Consider the following 19,605-nt stretch of genomic DNA (forward strand, 5'->3'; position numbering starts at 1 on the left):
AATACCATGTAATTTTGTGATCTTAATTAAGTAGCATGCTTCACGTAAATACAATTTCATTTGGTTATTCAGATACAAAAGTTATCGACACCATACAATTTTCAGTCGAAAGAGGAAAATGCATCGCTATAATTGGAGAAAGCGGTTGTGGAAAGAGTACGCTTTTGAAGTTGATTTACGGCTTACACGATTTGGATGAAGGCGAAATTTTTTGGAAAGATGAACAAGTGACCGGACCTAAATTCAATTTGGTTCCCGGTATGCCTTTTATGAAATATCTGGCACAGGATTTCGATTTGATGCCCTACATCAGCGTTGCTGAAAATGTTGGAAAGTACCTGTCTAATTTTTATCCGGAAGAGAAACAGGATCGTATTGCAGAATTACTTGAAGTAGTTGAAATGACCGAATATGCCAATGTAAAAGCAAAATTTTTAAGCGGCGGACAGCAGCAAAGAGTGGCTTTGGCTCGAGTTTTGGCTTTAGAACCGGAAGTTTTGTTGTTGGACGAACCGTTCAGTCATATTGACAATTTCAGAAAGAATGCGTTGCGCAGGAATTTGTTCGCTTATCTTAAAACCAAAGAAGTGACAGTTTTGATTGCAACACACGACAGTAGTGATGCTTTATCGTTTGCAGATGAAGTGATTGTGCTGAAAAGCGGTAAATTACTCGATAAACGCTCTTCGCATGAGATATACACTAATCCGAAGCAAAAGTATAGCGCATCTCTTTTTGGAGAGGTCAATGAAATTGCTTTGTCAAAATTGACGGGAGATGCTGAAGAAGATGAGGAAATGTTATTGTTATATCCACATCAGTTGAAAGTGGTGGAAAACGGACATTACAAAGTAATCGTCAAGCAATCCTATTTTAAAGGAAGTACTTTTTTGATTAAAGCTTCGGATGAAGGAAAAGCAATTTTCTTCGAACACGAAACCGCTTTAGAATACAATAAAGAAATATTCCTGATGTTAGCATAAAAAAAGCCTGAAGTAAATTTCAGGCTTTTTGTTTGTTAGTTTTTCAAATACTTTTCTAAGAACTGATCTTGTTCCCAAAGCAAGTGTAAAATATTTTCCTTAGCAGCATAACCGTGAGATTCTTTTGGTAACAAAACTAAGCGAACCGGAGCTCCTAAACCTTTCAAAGCTTGGAAATAGCGCTCTGATTGCAAAGTAAACGTACCCGGGTTGTTGTCCGCATCACCGTGAACCAACAACAAAGGCGTTTTCATTTTTTCAGCCGACATGAAAGGCGACATCCCGTTGTAAATATTCGGGACTTCCCAGTAATTGCGTTGTTCACTTTGGAATCCGAAAGGCGTTAAGGTTCTGTTGTAAGCACCACTTCTGGCAATTCCGCAAGCAAATAAATTGGAATGTGTCAATAAATTTGCGGTCATGAAAGCGCCATACGAATGTCCGCCGACAGCCACTTTTTTACGATTGATGTAACCTAAATTATCCACCGCGTTGATAGCAGCTTCCGCATTATCTACCAATTGTGTGATAAACGTATCGTTAGGTTCAGTTTTACCTTCTCCAATAATAGGGAACGAAGCATCGTCTAAAACCGCATATCCTTTCGTTACCCAATACACGAAGGAACCATAATTTGGAAACGTAAACTCGTTAGGGTTTTGGTTCGATTGCCCAGCAGAATTTTTGTCTTTGTATTCTGTCGGATACGCCCAAACCAGTAGCGGAAGTTTTTCTTTTTTAGCTTTTCGGTCATAGTTGGCCGGTAAATATAACGTTCCCGAAAGTTCCACACCGTCTTTGCGTTTGTATTTGATTACTTCCTTGTACACATTTTTGATACTTTCAAACGGATTTTGGAACGCGGTAATCGGCGTTACTTTATCTTTCGATTTAATGTTTCGGAAATAGTAATTCGGAAATTCGGTTGGCGACTGAATCTGAACCAAAACATCACCTTTTTTAAAATCTTCTATCGATAAAATAGCTTCCTTTTTAGTTTTGTAAGCCGATTGATACAAACGTTTTTTCTGCAATGTTTTAGTGTTGAACTCATCAATAAAAGGGAATTGACCGTCTTTGGTAAAACCTTCACCAATCAAATACGTATTGTCACCTTCAAAGGCAAGCACATATCTGCCGTATTCGTTTTTCTTGGTTTCAAAATCGCCCGGATCAGAATAAATGTCCTGAGAATTTCGGTCGGAAATCACTTTTGGTGCCTGAGCAGGATTAGCAGGATTGAATAAATAAGTTTTAGTATTTCGGGTGTCGTACCAACTGTCAAAAAGAATCGCAGTATTGGCATTTCCCCAAGTGATTCCGGTGTAACGCTGTGGAGTTTTTACCAATGAAGTTGGCTGTTGATTGAACGGTGCTGTCCACAAGAAAACTTCATCTCTGAAATCTACTTTGGTAGCAGGATCTCCACCGTCTAAGGCTTCTACAAACGATAAAGTAGCCGGAGCGTCATTTCTCCAGCCCATACTTCTTTTTCCTTTGCGAACTGCCATAAAACCTTTGGGCATGATTTCGTTTAACGGAACTTCGTTCACTATTTTAATTTCGTTGCCCGATTTGTCGTAAACAACAGTTTTTTGCGGAAAACGGCTCAACGGAACAATGTAAGAATAAGGTTTTTCAATAGTGGTAATCATTAAATAATTGCCGTCAGGTGAAAAAGATTCGCCAGCATACATGTCAGCTTTTTTGAATAGGGTTTCTTTGCCGTTCAAATCGATTTTATACAATTCCGAAGCGACTAAAGTTTCAAAATTGGTTTCATCGGTTTTGTTTTTTAGCAAATCCTGATAGGTTCTGTTTTGGGAAACTTTTCCATCACTGTTGGAAACGGTTGGTCCGTTAGGAATGTCTTTTTTTCCATCAATTAACTCCGGACGGTTCGTAACCAGTTTTTTAACTAACAAGCTTTGTCCGTCGCGAAACCAGCTAATCGGATTGCCTAGATTTGCATTCAAATTGTCAGATGAAAGTTTGGTGGCTTTTGCCGAAGCAATGTCTAATATCCAAAGCTCAACGCCATTGTTTGTGGTGTTGGTAAATGCCATTTTCTTTTCATCTGGCGACCATGATAAATTAGTGATTTTGGCATTCTCCGGTAAACCCTGAACCTGAATTTCGTTTTTGTCTTTAATACGACGCACTTTCAGATTGTTGATGTAAGTTACCGTGCTGGAAATGTTGGTAATCGGATTGATACGCAAACCGGCCAAACGCATTTCTTCCTGATTCAGTTCATCTAAAGTTTTGTAAGTGTTGCGGTAGGAAAGGAGCATCCACTCTTTTTTGGTGTCCATCATAACTGACGGTGCTCTGTCATAATCTGCTAAGGCTAAAATTTCTTTCGATGGCTTTTGAAAAGTTAGGTTTTCTTGTGCAAATAGCGCAGAACCTGATAAAAGCAACAGCCAAAAATAATTTTGAAGTTTCATATACTGTACGTTGTGATTATTTTTAGAATAATTGGTCTAAGATACAATTTTGTGTTACACGATGAACTGTTAAAATTAGTTGTTGAGCAGTTCTTTTTGAGTGTAATCGAAAATTCAGTGTATTTTTTTAATAAAGATGTAAATATGTTTAAATTTGTAGCCCTATTTTTAATAATAAGATAAAAATGTATACTTCAAAGATTTCAGGATTAGGCTATTATGTTCCGGAAAATGTGGTAACTAACGACGATTTGTCCAAAATCATGGATACCAACGACGAATGGATTCAGGAACGAACCGGTATTCAGGAGAGAAGACACGTTAACAGTCTTGATGACACCACGACTTCCATGGGTGTGAAAGCTGCCGAAATGGCGATTCAGCGCTCCGGAATTGCCAAAGAAGATATCGATTTCATTGTATTTGCGACTTTAAGTCCCGATTACTATTTTCCAGGACCAGGTGTTTTGGTGCAACGTGATTTAGGTTTAAAAACCGTTGGTGCCATAGATATCCGAAATCAATGTTCAGGGTTCGTGTACGGAATTTCAGTGGCCGACCAATTCATCAAAACCGGAATGTATAAAAATATCTTGGTAATCGGTTCCGAAGTGCATTCAAGAGGTTTGGATTTTACAACTCGTGGTCGAGGCGTTTCCGTAATTTTCGGAGATGGCGCCGGAGCAGCGGTTTTAAGTCGTTCCGAAGATAGTTCCAAAGGAATTTTATCCACTCATTTGCATTCCGAAGGACAGCATGCAGAAGAATTGGCTCTAATTGCGCCAGGAATGGGAAAACGCTGGATTACCGATGTAATCAAAGACAACGACCCGAATGACGAGAGTTATTATCCGTACATGAACGGACAGTTTGTGTTTAAAAATGCCGTAGTTCGTTTCAGCGAAGTGATTATGGAAGGTTTACAAGCGAATAATTTACAGGTTTCTGACATCAACATGCTGATTCCACATCAGGCGAATTTGAGGATTTCACAGTTCATTCAGCAGAAATTCAAATTGGAAGATTCTCAGGTACACAACAATATTCAGAAATACGGAAATACGACTGCAGCGTCTATTCCAATCGCTTTAACCGAAGCTTGGGAACAAGGTAAAATCAAAGAAGGTGATTTGGTGGTTTTAGCGGCTTTTGGTTCCGGATTTACTTGGGGAAGCGCTATTATTCGCTGGTAAAGTTTTTCAAAATAATGAAGAGCAGATTTGTGGATTGGATCTCAAATCTGCTTTTTTATTACTTTTTACCGATTATCTGTATGTTAAATCCTATGTAATTGCTTTTTTGTTTGCGACTATTTTTTTAATTTTAGAACATAGTTACCATTATTAATCTTTAATAATTAGCAAATTATGGCAAGAAAAGTAGTGTACAACGAAGGTCAGGCAAGGTTATTTGAAAACAGGTATTTGGAAATGCTCACCAAAGGCAATCCGATACTCATTTGGAGCATGTATATCCCAATTTTAGCCTATCTTATTTACCGGGCATTGGTGGTTTATCAGATTCCGACAACAATTACAGCAATCCTTTTTTTTAGCGGAATTCTATACTGGACGTTTTTCGAATACATCGCCCACCGTTATATATTTCATTGGGTAAGTGAACATGTTGGCATTCAAAAAGTGGCTTATATTATGCACGGAAATCATCATGAATATCCAAGAGATCGCGATCGACTTTTTATGCCACCAGTTCCCAGTATCATTTTATCAACAGTGCTTTTCGGATTGCATTACTTGTTATTATCAGATTACAATTGGGCGTTCTTTCCGGGTTTTATGTTGGGCTATCTTTTGTACGCATCGATGCACTACGCTATTCATGCTTTCGAGCCGCCGTTTGAGTTTATGAAACCGTTATGGCGCAATCATCAAATGCATCATTATCGTAACGAGCATTTGGGTTTTGGAGTAAGCAATACTTTTTGGGACAGACTTTTCGGAACTACTTTCGATTTACGAAAGCACAAAGAAGATCCCGACAAAGCCAAAGCTTTGAAATTTCAACAAGAAGATTAAAATAAAAAACCTCGAAGCGTTCAACAACTTCGAGGTTTTTTGGTAATATAAAATCGAAAAAAAACTCAGATTTAGAACATTCCGCCGCCGCTTTGCGTTTCGTTGGCATCACGTTGTTTGCGTTGCATCGCTCTGTTCTTACCACCACCAAAGTTGTAGTTCAAACCAACGTAGAAAGTCTGACTTTCCCAGTAGAATGCTCCGTATTGTCTGTAAGGAATGTTTCCGTCGAAAGCAAAACGCATGTTTTCGAAAACGTCATTGTAACGAGCTGTAATGGTTCCCTTGCCTTTTAAAATGTTGTAGGTGGCACCGATATCCATTTTATACATTTCCTTTCTTTCAAACTGTAAGCTTAAGTCGCGACCACGGTACATTCCGAACAATTGGAAACGTAAGTTTTTAGTAGCGGTAAACGTATTATTCATTCTCGCGTTGAAAGTAGTTACGTCTGCTTCAGCATTTTCTAAATCGCCGGTTGTTGCATTTTGAACAGTTCCGCGAACAGTTTTGAAATACGCATCAGCACTTAAATTGGTCGACCACCATTTGGTAAATTTTAAGTTAGCCGATGATTCGATTCCGTAAGCGTTGTTGTCGTCAAAATTGTCAAACGATAAAATTTTACGGTTGATGTTGTTCGGATCGTTGTAAACCACACGCGAAATTTCATCACTAATTCTGCGGTAAAATACTCCGGAAGTAATAGATCCCATTTTGGTTACACGCGTATAATTGATTTCAAAGGAATTGGTGAATTGTGGTTCCAAAGCTGGATTTCCTCTTGATTCCATAAGTGGTGTAGTCCACTCACGAATCGGGTTGATTTGTCCAATTCCTGGGCGATCCACACGTCTGGAATAGTTGAAATTGAACGAGTTTTTCTCATCCATAGTATAATTTAAAAACGCAGAAGGATAGAACGTGAAAATATTATCGCTTACTGTTTGTAAATCGCTGGTAGTTGTAGTTGTTGGAACCTGATCCGACTGAAAACGGGTTTCATTGCTCGCAAATTCCGCATCAATGTTGTAATATTCCATACGAACCCCGATTTGTGAACTCCATTTGCTGCTCAATTCTGTACCAATATTTGCGTACAATGAACTGATGTCTCTGCTGAAATGAAAATTGTTGTCACCAACTGTCGAGAAAGTGTATGGCGTATCGTATTCTGTTCCGTTTACTGTAGCGTTAAAATCACTTTTTGTGTTCTGGATACGGGTTTCAGCACCTAATTCCAATTTTGTTTTTTCTGTGATTGGATTGGTGTAATCGATATTGATTTGTGTGTAATCTGTTATGCCTTCAATCAAATTTCGGTCATTAGAATCTCTGTGGATTGTATTGTCTGATTTTACAACAGAATTGTAATAACTGGTATCTTCGTTGTTTTTTGTTTTAGAATAGTTTACCTGTACTTCTAAAGTTTCGTCTTTTTTATCGAATTCGTGTTTGAAAACCAAGTCATAAGTCTGGTTTTTGTTTTCGTTTTCGTTGTCATAGTGCTGTTTGTCGTCGTTGTTAGCAGCATCATAATAATTTACTAATGTGTTTCCGAAACCGTCAGAATGGGTGATATTCTGGTTGGTATAAACCGATAAAGTGTTTTTGTCGTTGATGTAATAATCCACGCCAAATTTCACCAAATGAGAGTTGTTTAAGTTTCTGAAATCAAAATCCTGACGATTTTCCAAGCCTGGATTATCACTATCTACAAAACCGTGATTCGCGTTGATTCCGTGGTTGTAGCCGTAATTTGTGTAAAAATTCACTTTCCCTACTCTGTAATTCAGGTTCAAAGCTGAATTGGTTTTTGGTGTAATGCCGAAAGTAACTCCCGTGTTTATCGAACCATTGAAACCGTCGTTACTGTTTTTGTGTAAAATAATGTTGATGATTCCGCTCATTCCTTCCGGATTGTATTTTGCCGAAGGATTGGTAATCAGTTCCACCTGCTTAATCGAAGACGACGGAATTTGCTGTAACAATTGCGCCGCATCCACATTTGATGGTTTTCCGTCAATCAAAACGCGAACATTTGAGTTCCCTCTTAAACTTAATTCTTTCGTTTGTGGATCGATACTTACTGTCGGAACGTTGTTCAAAATTTCAGAAGCAGTCGTTCCCGAAGCAATTAAATCTTTCCCGACGTTTACTACTTTTCGGTCAATTTTCTGTACGATGTTCGAACGCTCAGCAACAACTTCAACCCCTTCCAATTGCGTAGCTTCTGCTTCAATTGAAATTGTGCCAATGTTAGCAGATTTGTTGTCTGCCGATAAAGTGATTGCTTTTGAAAAAGTTTTGTAGCCGATGAACTGAACTTCAACAGTATAGGCTTTTAGCGCTAGATTCTTAACTTCAAAATTACCATTGTCCTGGGTGATGGCTCCGGTTACAATTTTGTCACCTTCTTTAACCGAAACTGTGGCGTAACCTACTGGTTCTTTGGTGGTTTTGTCGATAACTTTTCCGGAAATATTTCCCGGATTGGTTGTGGTGCTGGATTGCCCTTGCATCAAAGCATGTCCTAAAAAAGTAAAAAGACAGGCAATTAAAAATTTAAATTTCATGTGTAAAAGTGATTATTTGATTGATGTTGCTTGTTTAGGTATTCAATGCTTGTATGACTGCTTTTGTGCGTTATTGTTACAGTGTTTTTTGTCTTTTTTTAAAATTTAAAACCATTATAAATAGCGTCATTTTTTTGCGCTTAAAAAAATTGCTGCGTCTCAGTTAATTAGTATCTTTGCACCCTTAAAAAAGGACAGTTATGACACTTCAACAAATTCTTACGGAAAAAATCCAGAAAGCAGTTCAGGATTTATTTGATGTTACACTCGATAAAGTGGAATTTCAGGCAACCCGTCGGGAATTTGAAGGCGATATTACTGTAGTAATTTTTCCGCTTTTAAAGTTGGTAAAAAGTAATCCGGTTGAATTGGGAAATAAAATCGGTGAGTATTTGGTGCAAAACGTAACGGAAGTAGAGCGTTTCAACGTTGTTTCCGGTTTCTTGAATATCGTCATTTCCGATGCTTATTATCTGAACTTTTTCAACGAAATTAAAAATCAGGAAAACTTCGGATTTGTAGCACCAAAAGCTGGCGATAAAGCGGTAATGGTAGAATATTCGTCTCCCAACACTAACAAACCATTGCATTTAGGGCACATTCGTAACAATTTATTAGGGTATTCGGTGGCTGAAATCTTAAAAGCATCGGGTAAAAAAGTTTATAAAACACAGATTATCAACGACCGAGGTATTCATATCTGTAAATCGATGTTGGCTTGGCAGAAATTCGGAAACGGAGAAACGCCGGCAACTTCAGGTTTAAAAGGCGATAAATTGGTCGGTAAATATTACGTAGAATTTGATAAAGCTTACAAAACCGAAATCAATAACTTAATTGCCCAAGGTAAAACAGAGGACGAAGCCAAAAAACAAGCCCCAATGATTTTGGAAGCTCAGGAAATGCTACGTCAGTGGGAAGCCGGAAACGAAGAAGTAGTTGCACTTTGGAAAACCATGAACCAATGGGTTTATGACGGTTTTGGCGAAACGTATAAAAACCTTGGCGTAGATTTTGATTCGTATTACTACGAAAGTAATACCTATTTGTTAGGAAAAGAAGTCGTGCAATTCGGTTTGGAGAAAGGCATTTTCGAAAAAGATCCGGACGGTTCGGTTTGGATTGATTTGACTGCCGAAGGTTTAGACCGAAAAATCGTATTGCGTTCAGACGGAACTGCGGTTTACATGACACAAGACATCGGAACTGCTATTCAGCGTGTGAAAGATAATCCTGATGTTGGTGGAATGGTGTACACGGTTGGAAATGAACAGGATTATCACTTTAAAGTATTGTTCCTGATTCTGAAAAAACTAGGTTTCGACTGGGCGGAAGATTTATATCACTTATCCTACGGAATGGTGGAATTGCCATCTGGAAAAATGAAATCCCGTGAAGGAACAGTAGTAGATGCTGATGATTTAATGGAAGAAATGACGACGACTGCACAATCGATTTCGGAAGAATTAGGAAAACTTGATGGTTATTCTGATGCTGAAAAAGCGGAATTGTACAAGGTAATCGGTTTGGGTGCGTTAAAATATTTCATGCTGAAAGTCGATCCGAAGAAGAACATGATGTTCAATCCGGAAGAATCCGTTGATTTTGCTGGAAATACGGGGCCGTTCATTCAGTATACTTACGCTCGAATTCAGTCGATTTTAAGAAAAGCCGATTTCGATTTGAATAAAAATATTACCATCGAATTCCACGAAAAAGAAAAAGAACTTCTAAAACAAGTTGAACTTTTCCCAAGTGTAATTCAGGATGCAGCTAAAAACCACAGCCCGGCTTTGATTGCAAATTACACCTACGATTTGGTGAAAGAATACAACTCGTTTTACCAATCCGTTTCGATTTTGGGTGAAGAAGATGAGAACAAGAAAATCTTCCGTGTCCAATTGTCGAAAAAAGTGGGAGAGGTGATCAAATCTGCCTTCGGTTTATTAGGAATTAATGTTCCGGAGAGAATGTAAAGAAGTAGTTAGCTGATAGTAATTAGTAGTTGGTAAAAACATACTAAACCCTAAGTACTAATTCCTAACCCCTGAATATAAAAATGAATCAAAACAAATCATACTTCGCGCAATCCTTAGCCATTTTTGCTATTTCAATCATAGCTTTTATTGGTTTTAAATCGTTTTTGCCGAAGAAAATCTTTTCGGAAAACACGGCCAATTCCAAAAATGTGGTCATAGACAGCATGTTGTTGGAAGCGATTGAAGAAGAAAATCCGGCCGAAGAAGGCGATACCTTATCAAATCAACCCATTACATTTACTGCAGTGGACGGAATTTCCTTTCCGGACGAAACCTATGGTGATTATAAAGGATTTCAGCATTTGGTGCAGTTTTACGAGAAATTATATCAGTTAGAAACGTCGCATCAGGGCAATGTTCGTATTGCGTATTTTGGCGATTCGATGACGGATGGCGATATGATTGTGCAGGATTTTAGAACCAGTTTTCAGAATCAGTTTGGCGGACAAGGTGTTGGTTTTGTGAATATTACTTCAGAATCGGCAGGTTCGAGAAATACCGTAAAACACGAATTTTCAGGGAATTGGAAAACGCAATCTTATCTGAATATTAAAAAACCGAGAAGTCCTTTTGGTGTTAACGGTCACGTGTTTTTCGCTAACGATACCGCGCATGTTGAATGGGTAAAATATCAGGCAAGCAAGTTGAAAAACTTAACGGAATTGCCTAATCCGACACTTTTCTACGGAAAATCAACAAATAAATCAGGAAAAGTTGCGTATAAAATTGGTGCCGATACAATTTATAAAAAGCTGAATCCAAATAAATTGGTGAATACTTTAGTAGTCGGAAACACCACAAAAAGTTTAAAATTAGATTTTGTCAAAGCCGATTCCATTCCAATTTACGGAATGAATTTCGACGACGGAAAAGGTGTTCACGTGGACAATTTCTCCAACCGTGGCAATTCCGGATTACCGATTTCCACTTTCAATACCGAAGTAATGCGTCAGTTTCAGGACAAATTGGGCTACGATTTGATTGTTTTACATTATGGAACGAACGTTTTGAACTACGGCTCACTAAATTACACTTGGTACGAAAAAAGGATGAAACGCGTGGTAAGTCATTTGAAAGAATGTTTTCCGGGTGTGGCGATTCTGATTATTTCCACGGCTGATAAATCGACAAAATACGACTTGGAGATGAAAACGGATTCCGCAGTTGTTCCGTTAACTCAAGCTCAGAAAAAATATGCCGTTCAGGCGGAAGCCGGCTATGTGAATTTGTACACGCTCATGGGCGGGGACGGTTCAATGGTAAAATGGGTAGAAGAAACGCCAGCCTTGGCCAATAAAGACTATACACACTTCAACTATCGTGGTGCGAAACGAATTTCCTCCTTGATTTACAACCAGATTTACAGCGGTTACGAACAGTTTAAAAAATTGCGAGCGAACCGTAAAGTTGCCAAGCCGGCGGTTAAAAAGGATTCTGTAACGGTTAAAAAAGATAGTGTTCATGTGGAATAAGTTTTTCATAGCGTTATTCGGAATATTTTTTTCGATCGGGCTTTCCGCTCAGGTGGTGGACTCTACTTCAGTTGAGGTGGATACGCTTGGCATGGAAGAAAATGTGAGTTACGGTGAAAATGCCGTTTACAACACGAAAGCACTGGAAAAATTCTTCGAAAAATTATATTTGCTGGAAACTACAAAATCCGGAAAAGTCCGCATCGTTCATATTGGTGATTCCCACATCCAGGCAGATTTGTTTACCGGAGTAATCCGCAGAAATCTTCAGGATAAATTTGGAAATGGAGGTTTAGGGTTTTCATTTCCGCACAATTTGGCGAGAACCAACGGCAATTATTTCATAAAATATTCGTCGAATGAATCGTGGAGCAATCATCGGTTGACTAAAGAAAAAAACGGAAGTCCTATTGGTTTGAGTGGTATTTCTTTAACAACACGTTCCAAAGACTTTGCCGTGGAAATTAATGTTCGGGACAATGCATACCAATTCAATACGTTAAAAATTGTTTCGCCGGAGAATCAGAATATGTTTGAAGTGGCGACCGCTAAAAAAACTATTACGTTAGAATCGAATGTGCCGAAACGTATCGTTCATAAAATCAAAAATGGCGAAGCACTTTCAATCATTGCTGATAAATACAATATTTCTACAGCCGAGTTGAAACGCTACAACGGTTTGAAATCGAACAACATTCGCGCAGGAAAAACGCTTAAAATTCCAACGAGTGAAATGCAAAAGCGCAGTGTGAAACGTTCGGAATTCATTCCACTTTCTTTAACGGAAGAAAACGGGGTACATTCTTTTTACTCGGAAACGGCGATGGATAAAATTTATCTGATTCCCAATAAAGCAGCGTCCAATTTCGCGTTAAACGGATTGATTTTCGAGAAAAATGAACCTGGAATTACCTACAGCGCTATCGGTGTAAATGGTGCCAAAGCTTCAGATTACAATAAATATCCGATGTTTTTCGAGCAAACTTCAGCCTTACAAGCCGATTTGATAATAGTGTCGTTAGGAACCAATGAAACGTTTGACAAAATGCCATCTTCAGATTATATGACGCAACTCAATGCATTCGTCACTTCTGTAAAAGATAAGAACCCAAATGCAGAGGTTTTGGTCATGTCAACACCGCCGTCGTTGTTATACCGTCGTTCTCTGAATCGTTTTGCTGATGCTTATGCACGCGACATCAATACACAGGCGGTTGATAAAAATCACGCCAGTTGGGATTTGTTTGCAATTATGGGAGGTATGTACGGCGTGAACAAAAACTATCGTCAAGGTTTAATATCAGGCGATAAAGTGCATTACACCAAATCGGGATATGAAAAACAAGGCGAATTGTTTAGTCAGGCTTTGTTAAATGCTTACGAAAATTTTAAAGTAACGAAGAAGAATTAATATGCAGGATTGGTTTACCCAAAATATAGCCTCATTGTTTACCGATATTACCGCCGAAACGGTCATGAACTGGTTTGTTTTCAATCCGAAAGAGCCGATTTTGTTCAACACCGCCTTGTTTTTAGGCTTGTTTTTAGTGTTTTACAGTTTTTACATTACGCTAAAAAATACGTTTTATCCGCGATTGGTTTATGTGATTTTGTTCTCGTTATTCTTTTACTATAAATCCAGCGGAATTTTCTTTTTACTACTATTGGGGTCATCCATAGTAGATTACAACTTAGGAAATTTGGTACATCGTACACAAAGTGAAGTAAATAAAAAATTATGTTTAGCGTTCAGTGTCGTGTTGAATTTAGGTTTCTTGGGCTATTTCAAGTATACTAATTTCGTCATTGATACGTATAACAGTGTTTCGGGAGCGAATTTTGCTTTTCAGAAGATAATTCTTCCGGTAGGAATTTCGTTCTATACGTTCCAGTCTATTAGTTACATCATTGAAATTTACCGCAAGGAAATTGAGCCGACAAAAAACTATGTGGATTATTTGTTCTTCGTATCGTTTTTTCCGCAGTTGGTAGCTGGTCCGATTGTTCGTGCTAAAGATTTCCTTCCGCAGATTTACCAGAAGTCAAACGTTACCAAAGATGATATCAACCGAGCTTTCCTTTTAATTATCGGAGGATTGATTAAGAAAACGGTGATTTCCGATTATATTTCCATCAACTTCGTAGATCGTGTTTTTGATGCACCGTCAAGTTATACCGCTTTTGAAAATTTAATGGCTTCGTATGGGTATGCGATTCAGATTTACTGCGATTTTTCGGGATATTCCGATATGGCGATTGGTGTAGCACTTTTATTAGGTTTCAAATTACCGACCAACTTCCGTACCCCTTATCAATCGGCTTCCATTACCGAATTTTGGAGAAGATGGCACATTTCGTTATCGACATGGCTGAAAGACTTTTTATACATTTCAGTAGGAGGAAACCGTAACGGAACCTTTGCAGGCTTTTTATTTCCGGCTTTGTTTTTCTTCGGTTTAATCGTTTGGGGAATTACATACGCGCCTGTGTCAAATATTCCTTTGATGATAGCGATTGCGTCAACCGTAGTTTTTGCGTTGACGTTTTTACTTTCAAAAGATAGAGAGCGAACAATGTTTACGAACGTCAATTTAATGACTACAATGTTGTTGGGCGGATTATGGCACGGAGCAAGTTTGCGATTCATCATTTGGGGCGCACTTCACGGAATGGCTTTGGCGGTACATAAAATTGTCATGGAGATTTTTCCGTCCAAAACAGAGAATAAGAATTTGTTTTTCGGCGGTATTTGGAAAGTGATTTCAGTATTGTTAACCTTTCATTTTGTGGCGTTCTGTTGGATTTTCTTCCGTGCCAAAGATTTTGATACAGCACTTCAAGTAATCAACAATATCGGGAATGTGACTTTTGATATCCAGCAATGGTTGGTTATCGGTGAAGGATATAAAAACGTTTTCCTGTTGATGGCGATTGGTTATTTGTGGCATTTCATTCCTGAGAAATGGGTTGAAGCAATGCAATCGGTTTTCAAAGCGCTGCCAATTATCGGAAAAGCCATTATTTTAGGATTGGTGTATTGGTTGGTTTATGCAATGGCATCTGCTGGACCACAGCCTTTTATTTATTTCCAATTTTAACTATATTTTTGGTTTTTGGGTAAACTAAATTTCTATATTTGGCTCAAGAATTAGTAAAAACTATTAAAATTATACCATTATGAAAAAATTAGTTGCTATTGCAGTTGTTGCTTTGTTTACAGTTTCAATGAATGTAAATGCTCAGGAGAAAAAAACTAAAGGTCCTGCTAAAAAAGAAGCTACCACTAAAAAAGAATCATGTTCAAAAGAAGCTAAAAAAGACTGTGCAACTGGAGAAAAAAAATCTTGTTGTGCTGCTAAAAAAGCATAATTTCTTTGACGAAATAAAATTTAAGAAACGTTCCAGTTTATGGAGCGTTTTTTTATTCTTTTAACTTAAAACTTTGCAGCTCTGCCACTTTGAACCTTTGCGACTTTGTATTATCTTTGCACCTCATTAAACGAAAACTATCATGTTTGATAATTTAAGCGATAAGCTCGACAAAGCCTTCCATATATTAAAAGGTCACGGAAAAATCACCGAAGTAAACGTAGCCGATACTCTAAAAGAGGTTCGCCGCGCGTTATTAGATGCCGACGTGAACTTTAAAATTGCCAAAGATTTTACCACACGCGTGAAAGAAAAAGCAATTGGTCAGGACGTATTAACTACGTTACAGCCGGGGCAATTGATGGTGAAAATCGTTAAAGACGAATTAACCGAATTGATGGGGGGTGATGCTGCCGGTGTAAACCTTTCCGGGAATCCTTCGATTATTTTGATGTCGGGTTTACAAGGTTCGGGTAAGACGACGTTTTCGGGTAAATTGGCGAACTTCCTAAAAACTAAAAAAGGAAAGAAGCCACTTTTGGTTGCCTGTGATATTTACCGTCCGGCGGCGATTAATCAGTTACATGTAGTTGGAGAACAAATTGGTGTTGAAGTTTATTCAGAGCCTGAAAATAAAAATGCGGTTTCTATTGCTGAAAATGCAATCAAACATGCCAAAGCAAACGGATTCAATGTTGTAATTGTCGATACGGCCGGTCGTTTGGCAGTAGACGAGGAGATGATGACCGAAATCGCCAACGTTCACAAAGCAATTCAGCCACAGGAAACGTTGTTTGTTGTGGATTCCATGACAGGACAAGATGCGGTAAACACAGCAAAAGCCTTCAACGACAGATTAGATTTCGACGGAGTAGTTTTAACGAAATTAGACGGTGATACCAGAGGTGGAGCAGCGATTTCGATTAAATCCGTAGTAAATAAACCGATTAAATTCATCGGAACTGGTGAAAAGATGGAAGCGATTGACGTTTTCTATCCAAATCGTATGGCCGACCGAATTTTGGGAATGGGAGACGTAGTTTCCTTAGTAGAAAGAGCGCAGGAGCAGTACGATGAAGAAGAAGCGCGTAAACTACAAAAGAAAATTGCTAATAACGAATTCGGTTTTGATGACTTCTTGACGCAAATCCAACAGGTGAAGAAAATGGGTAACATGAAAGACTTAGTCGGAATGATTCCCGGAGCTGGAAAAGCTTTAAAAGATGTTGAAATTGAAGATGATGCGTTCAAACATATCGAAGCAATCATCCACTCGATGACGCCAGCGGAAAGAAGCAAACCTTCAATGTTGGATGCCAAACGTAAAACAAGAATTGCTAAAGGTTCTGGAACGGATATTCAACAGGTAAATCAATTGTTGAAGCAGTTTGATCAAATGAGCAAAATGATGAAGATGATGCAGGGAGCAGGTGGTAAAAACCTGATGCGCATGATGGGCGGCATGAAAGGAATGAGACCATAAGTATAAAGACGCGACTTTTCGCGTCTTATTTTTTTTATAAACAACACACTAACAACAAAAAGAATGCAATTACTAGACGGGAAAAAAGTATCGGAAGACATTAAAAACGAAATTGCCGAAGCAGTTCAGGAAATGAAAGCTAACGGTGAGAAAGTGCCGCATTTGGCTGCCGTAATCGTAGGGAATGACGGAGCGAGTTTAACTTATGTAGGCAGTAAAGTAAAAGCTTGCGAACGCGTAGGATTTGAATCGACTTTGGTAAAATTACCGAGCACTACTTCTGAAACATAATTGCTTAAAAAAATTAAATAATTAAACGAAGACGACAATATTGACGGTTTCATTGTACAGTTGCCATTACCGGAGCAAATCGATACTCAGAAAGTGTTGATGGCAATTGATCCGAGTAAAGATGTTGATGGTTTCCATCCCGAAAACTTTGGGAAAATGGCGTTGGATATGAGTACGTTCATACCGGCAACTCCGTTTGGAATTTTAGAGTTGTTAGAGCGTTACAATGTGGAAACGAAAGGAAAACATACAGTGGTTATTGGTCGTAGTCATATTGTAGGTCGTCCGATGAGTATTTTGATGGGGCGTAAAGGATTTCCAGGGAACTCAACAGTAACGTTAACACACAGTCATACCAAAAACATTACACAGATTACATCGCAAGCCGATATTATCATTACCGCTTTGGGAGTTCCGAATTATTTAAAAGCCGAAATGGTAAAAGACGATGTAGTAATCATCGATGTGGGAATCACCCGCGTTGCCGATGAAACCCATCCAAAAGGATATGTAATTACCGGTGATGTGGATTTTGAAAATGTGGCTAGAAAAGCCTCTCATATTACCCCGGTTCCTGGTGGAGTTGGTCCGATGACGATTGCGATGTTGTTGAAAAATACACTTCTTGCCCGCGAAAACAGAATGCTGAAATAAATGCAGATACTTCAAGTCAAAAAAGAAGAACTTCATATAGTTCGTGATTTAGCCTGTAAAATCTGGCCTGTTGCTTACGGTCAGATTTTATCGGAAGCACAGTTGGATTACATGTTGGAGAATTTTTATGCGATTGATTCTCTTGAAATGCAATTGGCTTCAGATCACGTTTTTTTGCTTGCAGAAGAAAATAATGTTTTTTACGGATTTGCTTCCTACGAGGTGAATTGCAACAATTCTGGAAAGACAAAACTCCATAAAATTTACGTTTTACCCGAAACACAAGGTAAAGGTTTAGGGAAATTATTCTTAAATGAAGTTGAAACTGCTGCTAAAAAAGCTGGAAATAGTTGCTTGTACCTTAATGTAAATCGATACAATATTGCCCAAGAATTTTACAAACGACTAGGTTTCTCAGTAGTTCATGAGGAAGATATAGATATTGGCAATGGTTATCTTATGGAAGATTACGTGATGGAGAAAAAGATATAAATAAAATACCCCAAGACTTCGTCTTGGGGTATTTCGCTCTAAAACAAATTACTCCCCTAAATAAATAAAGAGATTTGTAACCATATGCATTGGTGCTGCATTAATAGGGATTCCCAATCCACCAGAAGGTACCGTAACACTATGATTGTGAATGCCTTCATTATTTGTGGAGTATAAGTTACCTGGAAGTATATCGTTAGTTCCTACAGTTTCACTAATAAGCGGAACAAGTGCAATGACATTGGTGGCAAGGCCTAAAGATTTTGGACCATTGTGAAAATCTGTGTAAGCGTGAGAATGATTGCCGTTTGTGCTAGTAGTTGTTACATAAGTGATGTTGGGTAAATTACCCTGGGTAAGTGTGATGGAATTAGTACCGCCCATAGTTTGGATGCTTTCGGTTCCATTAGTTGTTTTTAAGAAAGAATCACTGCAATTGGGAAGGGATAGTCCAATTCCGATTGCGGTAGCGTTATTTTGTGCCAAATTTGGTAAACTAGATTTATTTCTTCCATCTAACAAATACCAGCCACTATGATCGTTGCTTTCGAGAGAATGTTTGATATCTCCTAATGATGTTGCGTTTGGCCCCATTAAATTCCATTGAACACCATCATTATAATATAATCCTTCGTGCACCGAAGAGGAGCTGTAATTTCCTGATTCAGTAAGATTGTAGGTTATTATTCCTTCTGTATGAGCCGATAATGGATGTTCGTCATTAGTTGCAATAAGTTGTAAGCGAGTTGGTAAGAATCCTTTTCCTGAATCATCAATGTCTAATATAGCATCGACATTTGGAGATACTGTATTGATGCCAACATTTTGTGACCACAAGAGATTGCTTTGACCAATAAGGAGCAAGTACAAAAAAAATAATTGAGTAGGTTTTTGCATAATCAGTTTTGAATTAACTTCCTAAATAAACAAATGTATTGGTAATCATATGAGAAGGTAAAGGAAGGACATCGTCATTTCCGCCAGTGCTAACCGTAGCGGTATGATTATGATTTCCGCTAACACTAGAATTTGATGTTGTGGCAGTCAGTGAGCTATGTCCAATATCATTATTCAATATGTTTAGTAATATACCACCTAGAATTCCCAATAAACCAGTAATAAGGTTCAGGTTTTCTGGAATACCATGGTACTTATCTTCGTATTGATGAGAATGATTGCCGCTTGAATTTGCAATACCGTTAAAATTTACATTGGGTAGATTAGCTTGTGTCAGTACTCTGTTATTATTACCGCCGTAAGACATAATTGTCTCACTCATAGATTTTCCTTTTAAGAATCTGTCTGTGGCATCTGGAATGTTTGTGCCAAAACCAATTGAAGCTGCATTTGTTTGGGCATTTGTTGGTAAAAGTGAAATGTTACGACCATCTAGTAAATACCAACCATTATGATCAGTTGTCAAGATGCTGTTTTTAATGTCGCCAATTGCCGTTGTTGTTGGTTCTAATCGAATCCACTTACTACCATTGTTATAATAGAACCCTGGTATTACTGCAATGCCATCAACTCCATTTGTAGCGGTGTTATATACAATCATCCCTGCAACATGTGAAACTAACGGAGTAGGGCTATTCGTAGCTTGCAATGGAATTCGAGTTATCAAAATTCCTTCTGTATTACTTGCAACTTCCAAAGCTGCATCTTTGTTTGGATTTGAAGTTCCAATACCAATTTGTGCTAATGCAATTTGCCAATTTATCATTAAAATTAGCAACAGAATTATTTTTTTCATAACTACA

The 19,605-nt window shown here is 38.2% G+C and carries 14 protein-coding genes and 1 pseudogene; 11 read left to right on the forward strand and 4 right to left on the reverse strand.

Going from position 1 to position 19,605, the window contains the following annotated elements; translation table 11 throughout:
* Window positions 1–35 precede the first annotated feature (35 nt).
* Window positions 36–983 carry an ABC transporter ATP-binding protein gene (locus tag RUH60_RS00850; protein WP_313803973.1) on the forward strand — a complete coding sequence of 316 codons (948 nt, stop codon included), beginning with the start codon at window positions 36–38 and terminating at the stop codon, window positions 981–983.
* 35 nt (window positions 984–1,018) lie between these two features.
* Here RUH60_RS00850 and RUH60_RS00855 read toward each other — a convergent pair whose 3' ends face one another.
* Complete coding sequence (locus tag RUH60_RS00855; RefSeq protein WP_313803976.1) at window positions 1,019–3,433, reverse strand: prolyl oligopeptidase family serine peptidase; 2,415 nt, start codon at window positions 3,431–3,433, stop codon at window positions 1,019–1,021.
* Between the two features lie 185 nt (window positions 3,434–3,618).
* On the opposite strand from RUH60_RS00855, the gene RUH60_RS00860 reads away from it, so the two are divergent.
* Window positions 3,619–4,626, forward strand: coding sequence for a beta-ketoacyl-ACP synthase III (locus RUH60_RS00860; RefSeq protein WP_313803979.1), 1,008 nt, complete (start codon window positions 3,619–3,621; stop codon window positions 4,624–4,626).
* Between the two features lie 174 nt (window positions 4,627–4,800).
* Window positions 4,801–5,469 (forward strand): sterol desaturase family protein, encoded by a 669-nt coding sequence (locus RUH60_RS00865; RefSeq protein WP_313803982.1) that lies wholly within the window; start codon window positions 4,801–4,803, stop codon window positions 5,467–5,469.
* Between the two features lie 71 nt (window positions 5,470–5,540).
* Here RUH60_RS00865 and RUH60_RS00870 read toward each other — a convergent pair whose 3' ends face one another.
* The gene (locus RUH60_RS00870; protein ID WP_313803985.1) at window positions 5,541–8,045 is read right to left on the reverse strand and encodes a TonB-dependent receptor domain-containing protein; all 2,505 of its coding nucleotides are present in this window, start codon (window positions 8,043–8,045) and stop codon (window positions 5,541–5,543) included.
* A gap of 200 nt (window positions 8,046–8,245) precedes the next feature.
* On the opposite strand from RUH60_RS00870, the gene argS reads away from it, so the two are divergent.
* The 8 genes and pseudogenes from argS (at window position 8,246) to RUH60_RS00910 (ending at window position 17,845) form a co-directional block, all read left to right on the forward strand.
* Window positions 8,246–10,021 (forward strand): arginine--tRNA ligase, encoded by a 1,776-nt coding sequence (argS, locus tag RUH60_RS00875; RefSeq protein ID WP_313803988.1) that lies wholly within the window; start codon window positions 8,246–8,248, stop codon window positions 10,019–10,021.
* A gap of 83 nt (window positions 10,022–10,104) precedes the next feature.
* The gene (locus RUH60_RS00880) at window positions 10,105–11,556 is read left to right on the forward strand and encodes a hypothetical protein (RefSeq protein WP_313803990.1); all 1,452 of its coding nucleotides are present in this window, start codon (window positions 10,105–10,107) and stop codon (window positions 11,554–11,556) included.
* Window positions 11,546–12,967, forward strand: a complete 1,422-nt coding sequence (locus RUH60_RS00885; protein ID WP_313803992.1) for a GDSL-type esterase/lipase family protein — start codon at window positions 11,546–11,548, stop codon at window positions 12,965–12,967. Before RUH60_RS00880 ends, RUH60_RS00885 begins: the two co-directional genes overlap by 11 nt.
* A 1-nt stretch (window position 12,968) precedes the next feature.
* Window positions 12,969–14,654, forward strand: a complete 1,686-nt coding sequence (locus RUH60_RS00890) for an MBOAT family O-acyltransferase (RefSeq protein ID WP_313803995.1) — start codon at window positions 12,969–12,971, stop codon at window positions 14,652–14,654.
* A gap of 79 nt (window positions 14,655–14,733) precedes the next feature.
* Complete coding sequence (locus RUH60_RS00895) at window positions 14,734–14,925, forward strand: hypothetical protein (protein ID WP_313803998.1); 192 nt, start codon at window positions 14,734–14,736, stop codon at window positions 14,923–14,925.
* Between the two features lie 142 nt (window positions 14,926–15,067).
* Window positions 15,068–16,408 (forward strand): signal recognition particle protein, encoded by a 1,341-nt coding sequence (gene ffh, locus RUH60_RS00900; protein WP_313804001.1) that lies wholly within the window; start codon window positions 15,068–15,070, stop codon window positions 16,406–16,408.
* Window positions 16,409–16,471: 63 nt separating this feature from the next.
* Window positions 16,472–17,353 (forward strand): annotated as a pseudogene (locus RUH60_RS00905) (bifunctional 5,10-methylenetetrahydrofolate dehydrogenase/5,10-methenyltetrahydrofolate cyclohydrolase).
* Complete coding sequence (locus RUH60_RS00910; RefSeq protein ID WP_313804004.1) at window positions 17,354–17,845, forward strand: GNAT family N-acetyltransferase; 492 nt, start codon at window positions 17,354–17,356, stop codon at window positions 17,843–17,845.
* 48 nt (window positions 17,846–17,893) lie between these two features.
* Here RUH60_RS00910 and RUH60_RS00915 read toward each other — a convergent pair whose 3' ends face one another.
* Window positions 17,894–18,682 carry a hypothetical protein gene (locus RUH60_RS00915; RefSeq protein WP_313804007.1) on the reverse strand — a complete coding sequence of 263 codons (789 nt, stop codon included), beginning with the start codon at window positions 18,680–18,682 and terminating at the stop codon, window positions 17,894–17,896.
* 73 nt (window positions 18,683–18,755) lie between these two features.
* Window positions 18,756–19,598, reverse strand: coding sequence for a hypothetical protein (locus tag RUH60_RS00920; protein ID WP_313804010.1), 843 nt, complete (start codon window positions 19,596–19,598; stop codon window positions 18,756–18,758).
* Window positions 19,599–19,605 lie beyond the last annotated feature (7 nt).

This window comes from Flavobacterium sp. (assembly GCF_032153895.1).
Classification (GTDB): domain Bacteria; phylum Bacteroidota; class Bacteroidia; order Flavobacteriales; family Flavobacteriaceae; genus Flavobacterium.

Bases quoted from the DNA above. Each gene is read 5' to 3' on its own strand.
- RUH60_RS00880 (WP_313803990.1), top strand. From the start codon at position 10,105: ATGAATCAAAACAAATCATACTTCGCGCAATCCTTAGCCATTTTTGCT.
- ffh (WP_313804001.1), top strand. From the start codon at position 15,068: ATGTTTGATAATTTAAGCGATAAGCTCGACAAAGCCTTCCATATATTA.
- RUH60_RS00850 (WP_313803973.1), top strand. From the start codon at position 36: ATGCTTCACGTAAATACAATTTCATTTGGTTATTCAGATACAAAAGTT.
- argS (WP_313803988.1), top strand. From the start codon at position 8,246: ATGACACTTCAACAAATTCTTACGGAAAAAATCCAGAAAGCAGTTCAG.
- RUH60_RS00895 (WP_313803998.1), top strand. From the start codon at position 14,734: ATGAAAAAATTAGTTGCTATTGCAGTTGTTGCTTTGTTTACAGTTTCA.
- RUH60_RS00885 (WP_313803992.1), top strand. From the start codon at position 11,546: ATGTGGAATAAGTTTTTCATAGCGTTATTCGGAATATTTTTTTCGATC.
- RUH60_RS00870 (WP_313803985.1), bottom strand. From the start codon at position 8,045: ATGAAATTTAAATTTTTAATTGCCTGTCTTTTTACTTTTTTAGGACAT.
- RUH60_RS00855 (WP_313803976.1), bottom strand. From the start codon at position 3,433: ATGAAACTTCAAAATTATTTTTGGCTGTTGCTTTTATCAGGTTCTGCG.
- RUH60_RS00860 (WP_313803979.1), top strand. From the start codon at position 3,619: ATGTATACTTCAAAGATTTCAGGATTAGGCTATTATGTTCCGGAAAAT.
- RUH60_RS00910 (WP_313804004.1), top strand. From the start codon at position 17,354: ATGCAGATACTTCAAGTCAAAAAAGAAGAACTTCATATAGTTCGTGAT.
- RUH60_RS00920 (WP_313804010.1), bottom strand. From the start codon at position 19,598: ATGAAAAAAATAATTCTGTTGCTAATTTTAATGATAAATTGGCAAATT.
- RUH60_RS00890 (WP_313803995.1), top strand. From the start codon at position 12,969: ATGCAGGATTGGTTTACCCAAAATATAGCCTCATTGTTTACCGATATT.
- RUH60_RS00865 (WP_313803982.1), top strand. From the start codon at position 4,801: ATGGCAAGAAAAGTAGTGTACAACGAAGGTCAGGCAAGGTTATTTGAA.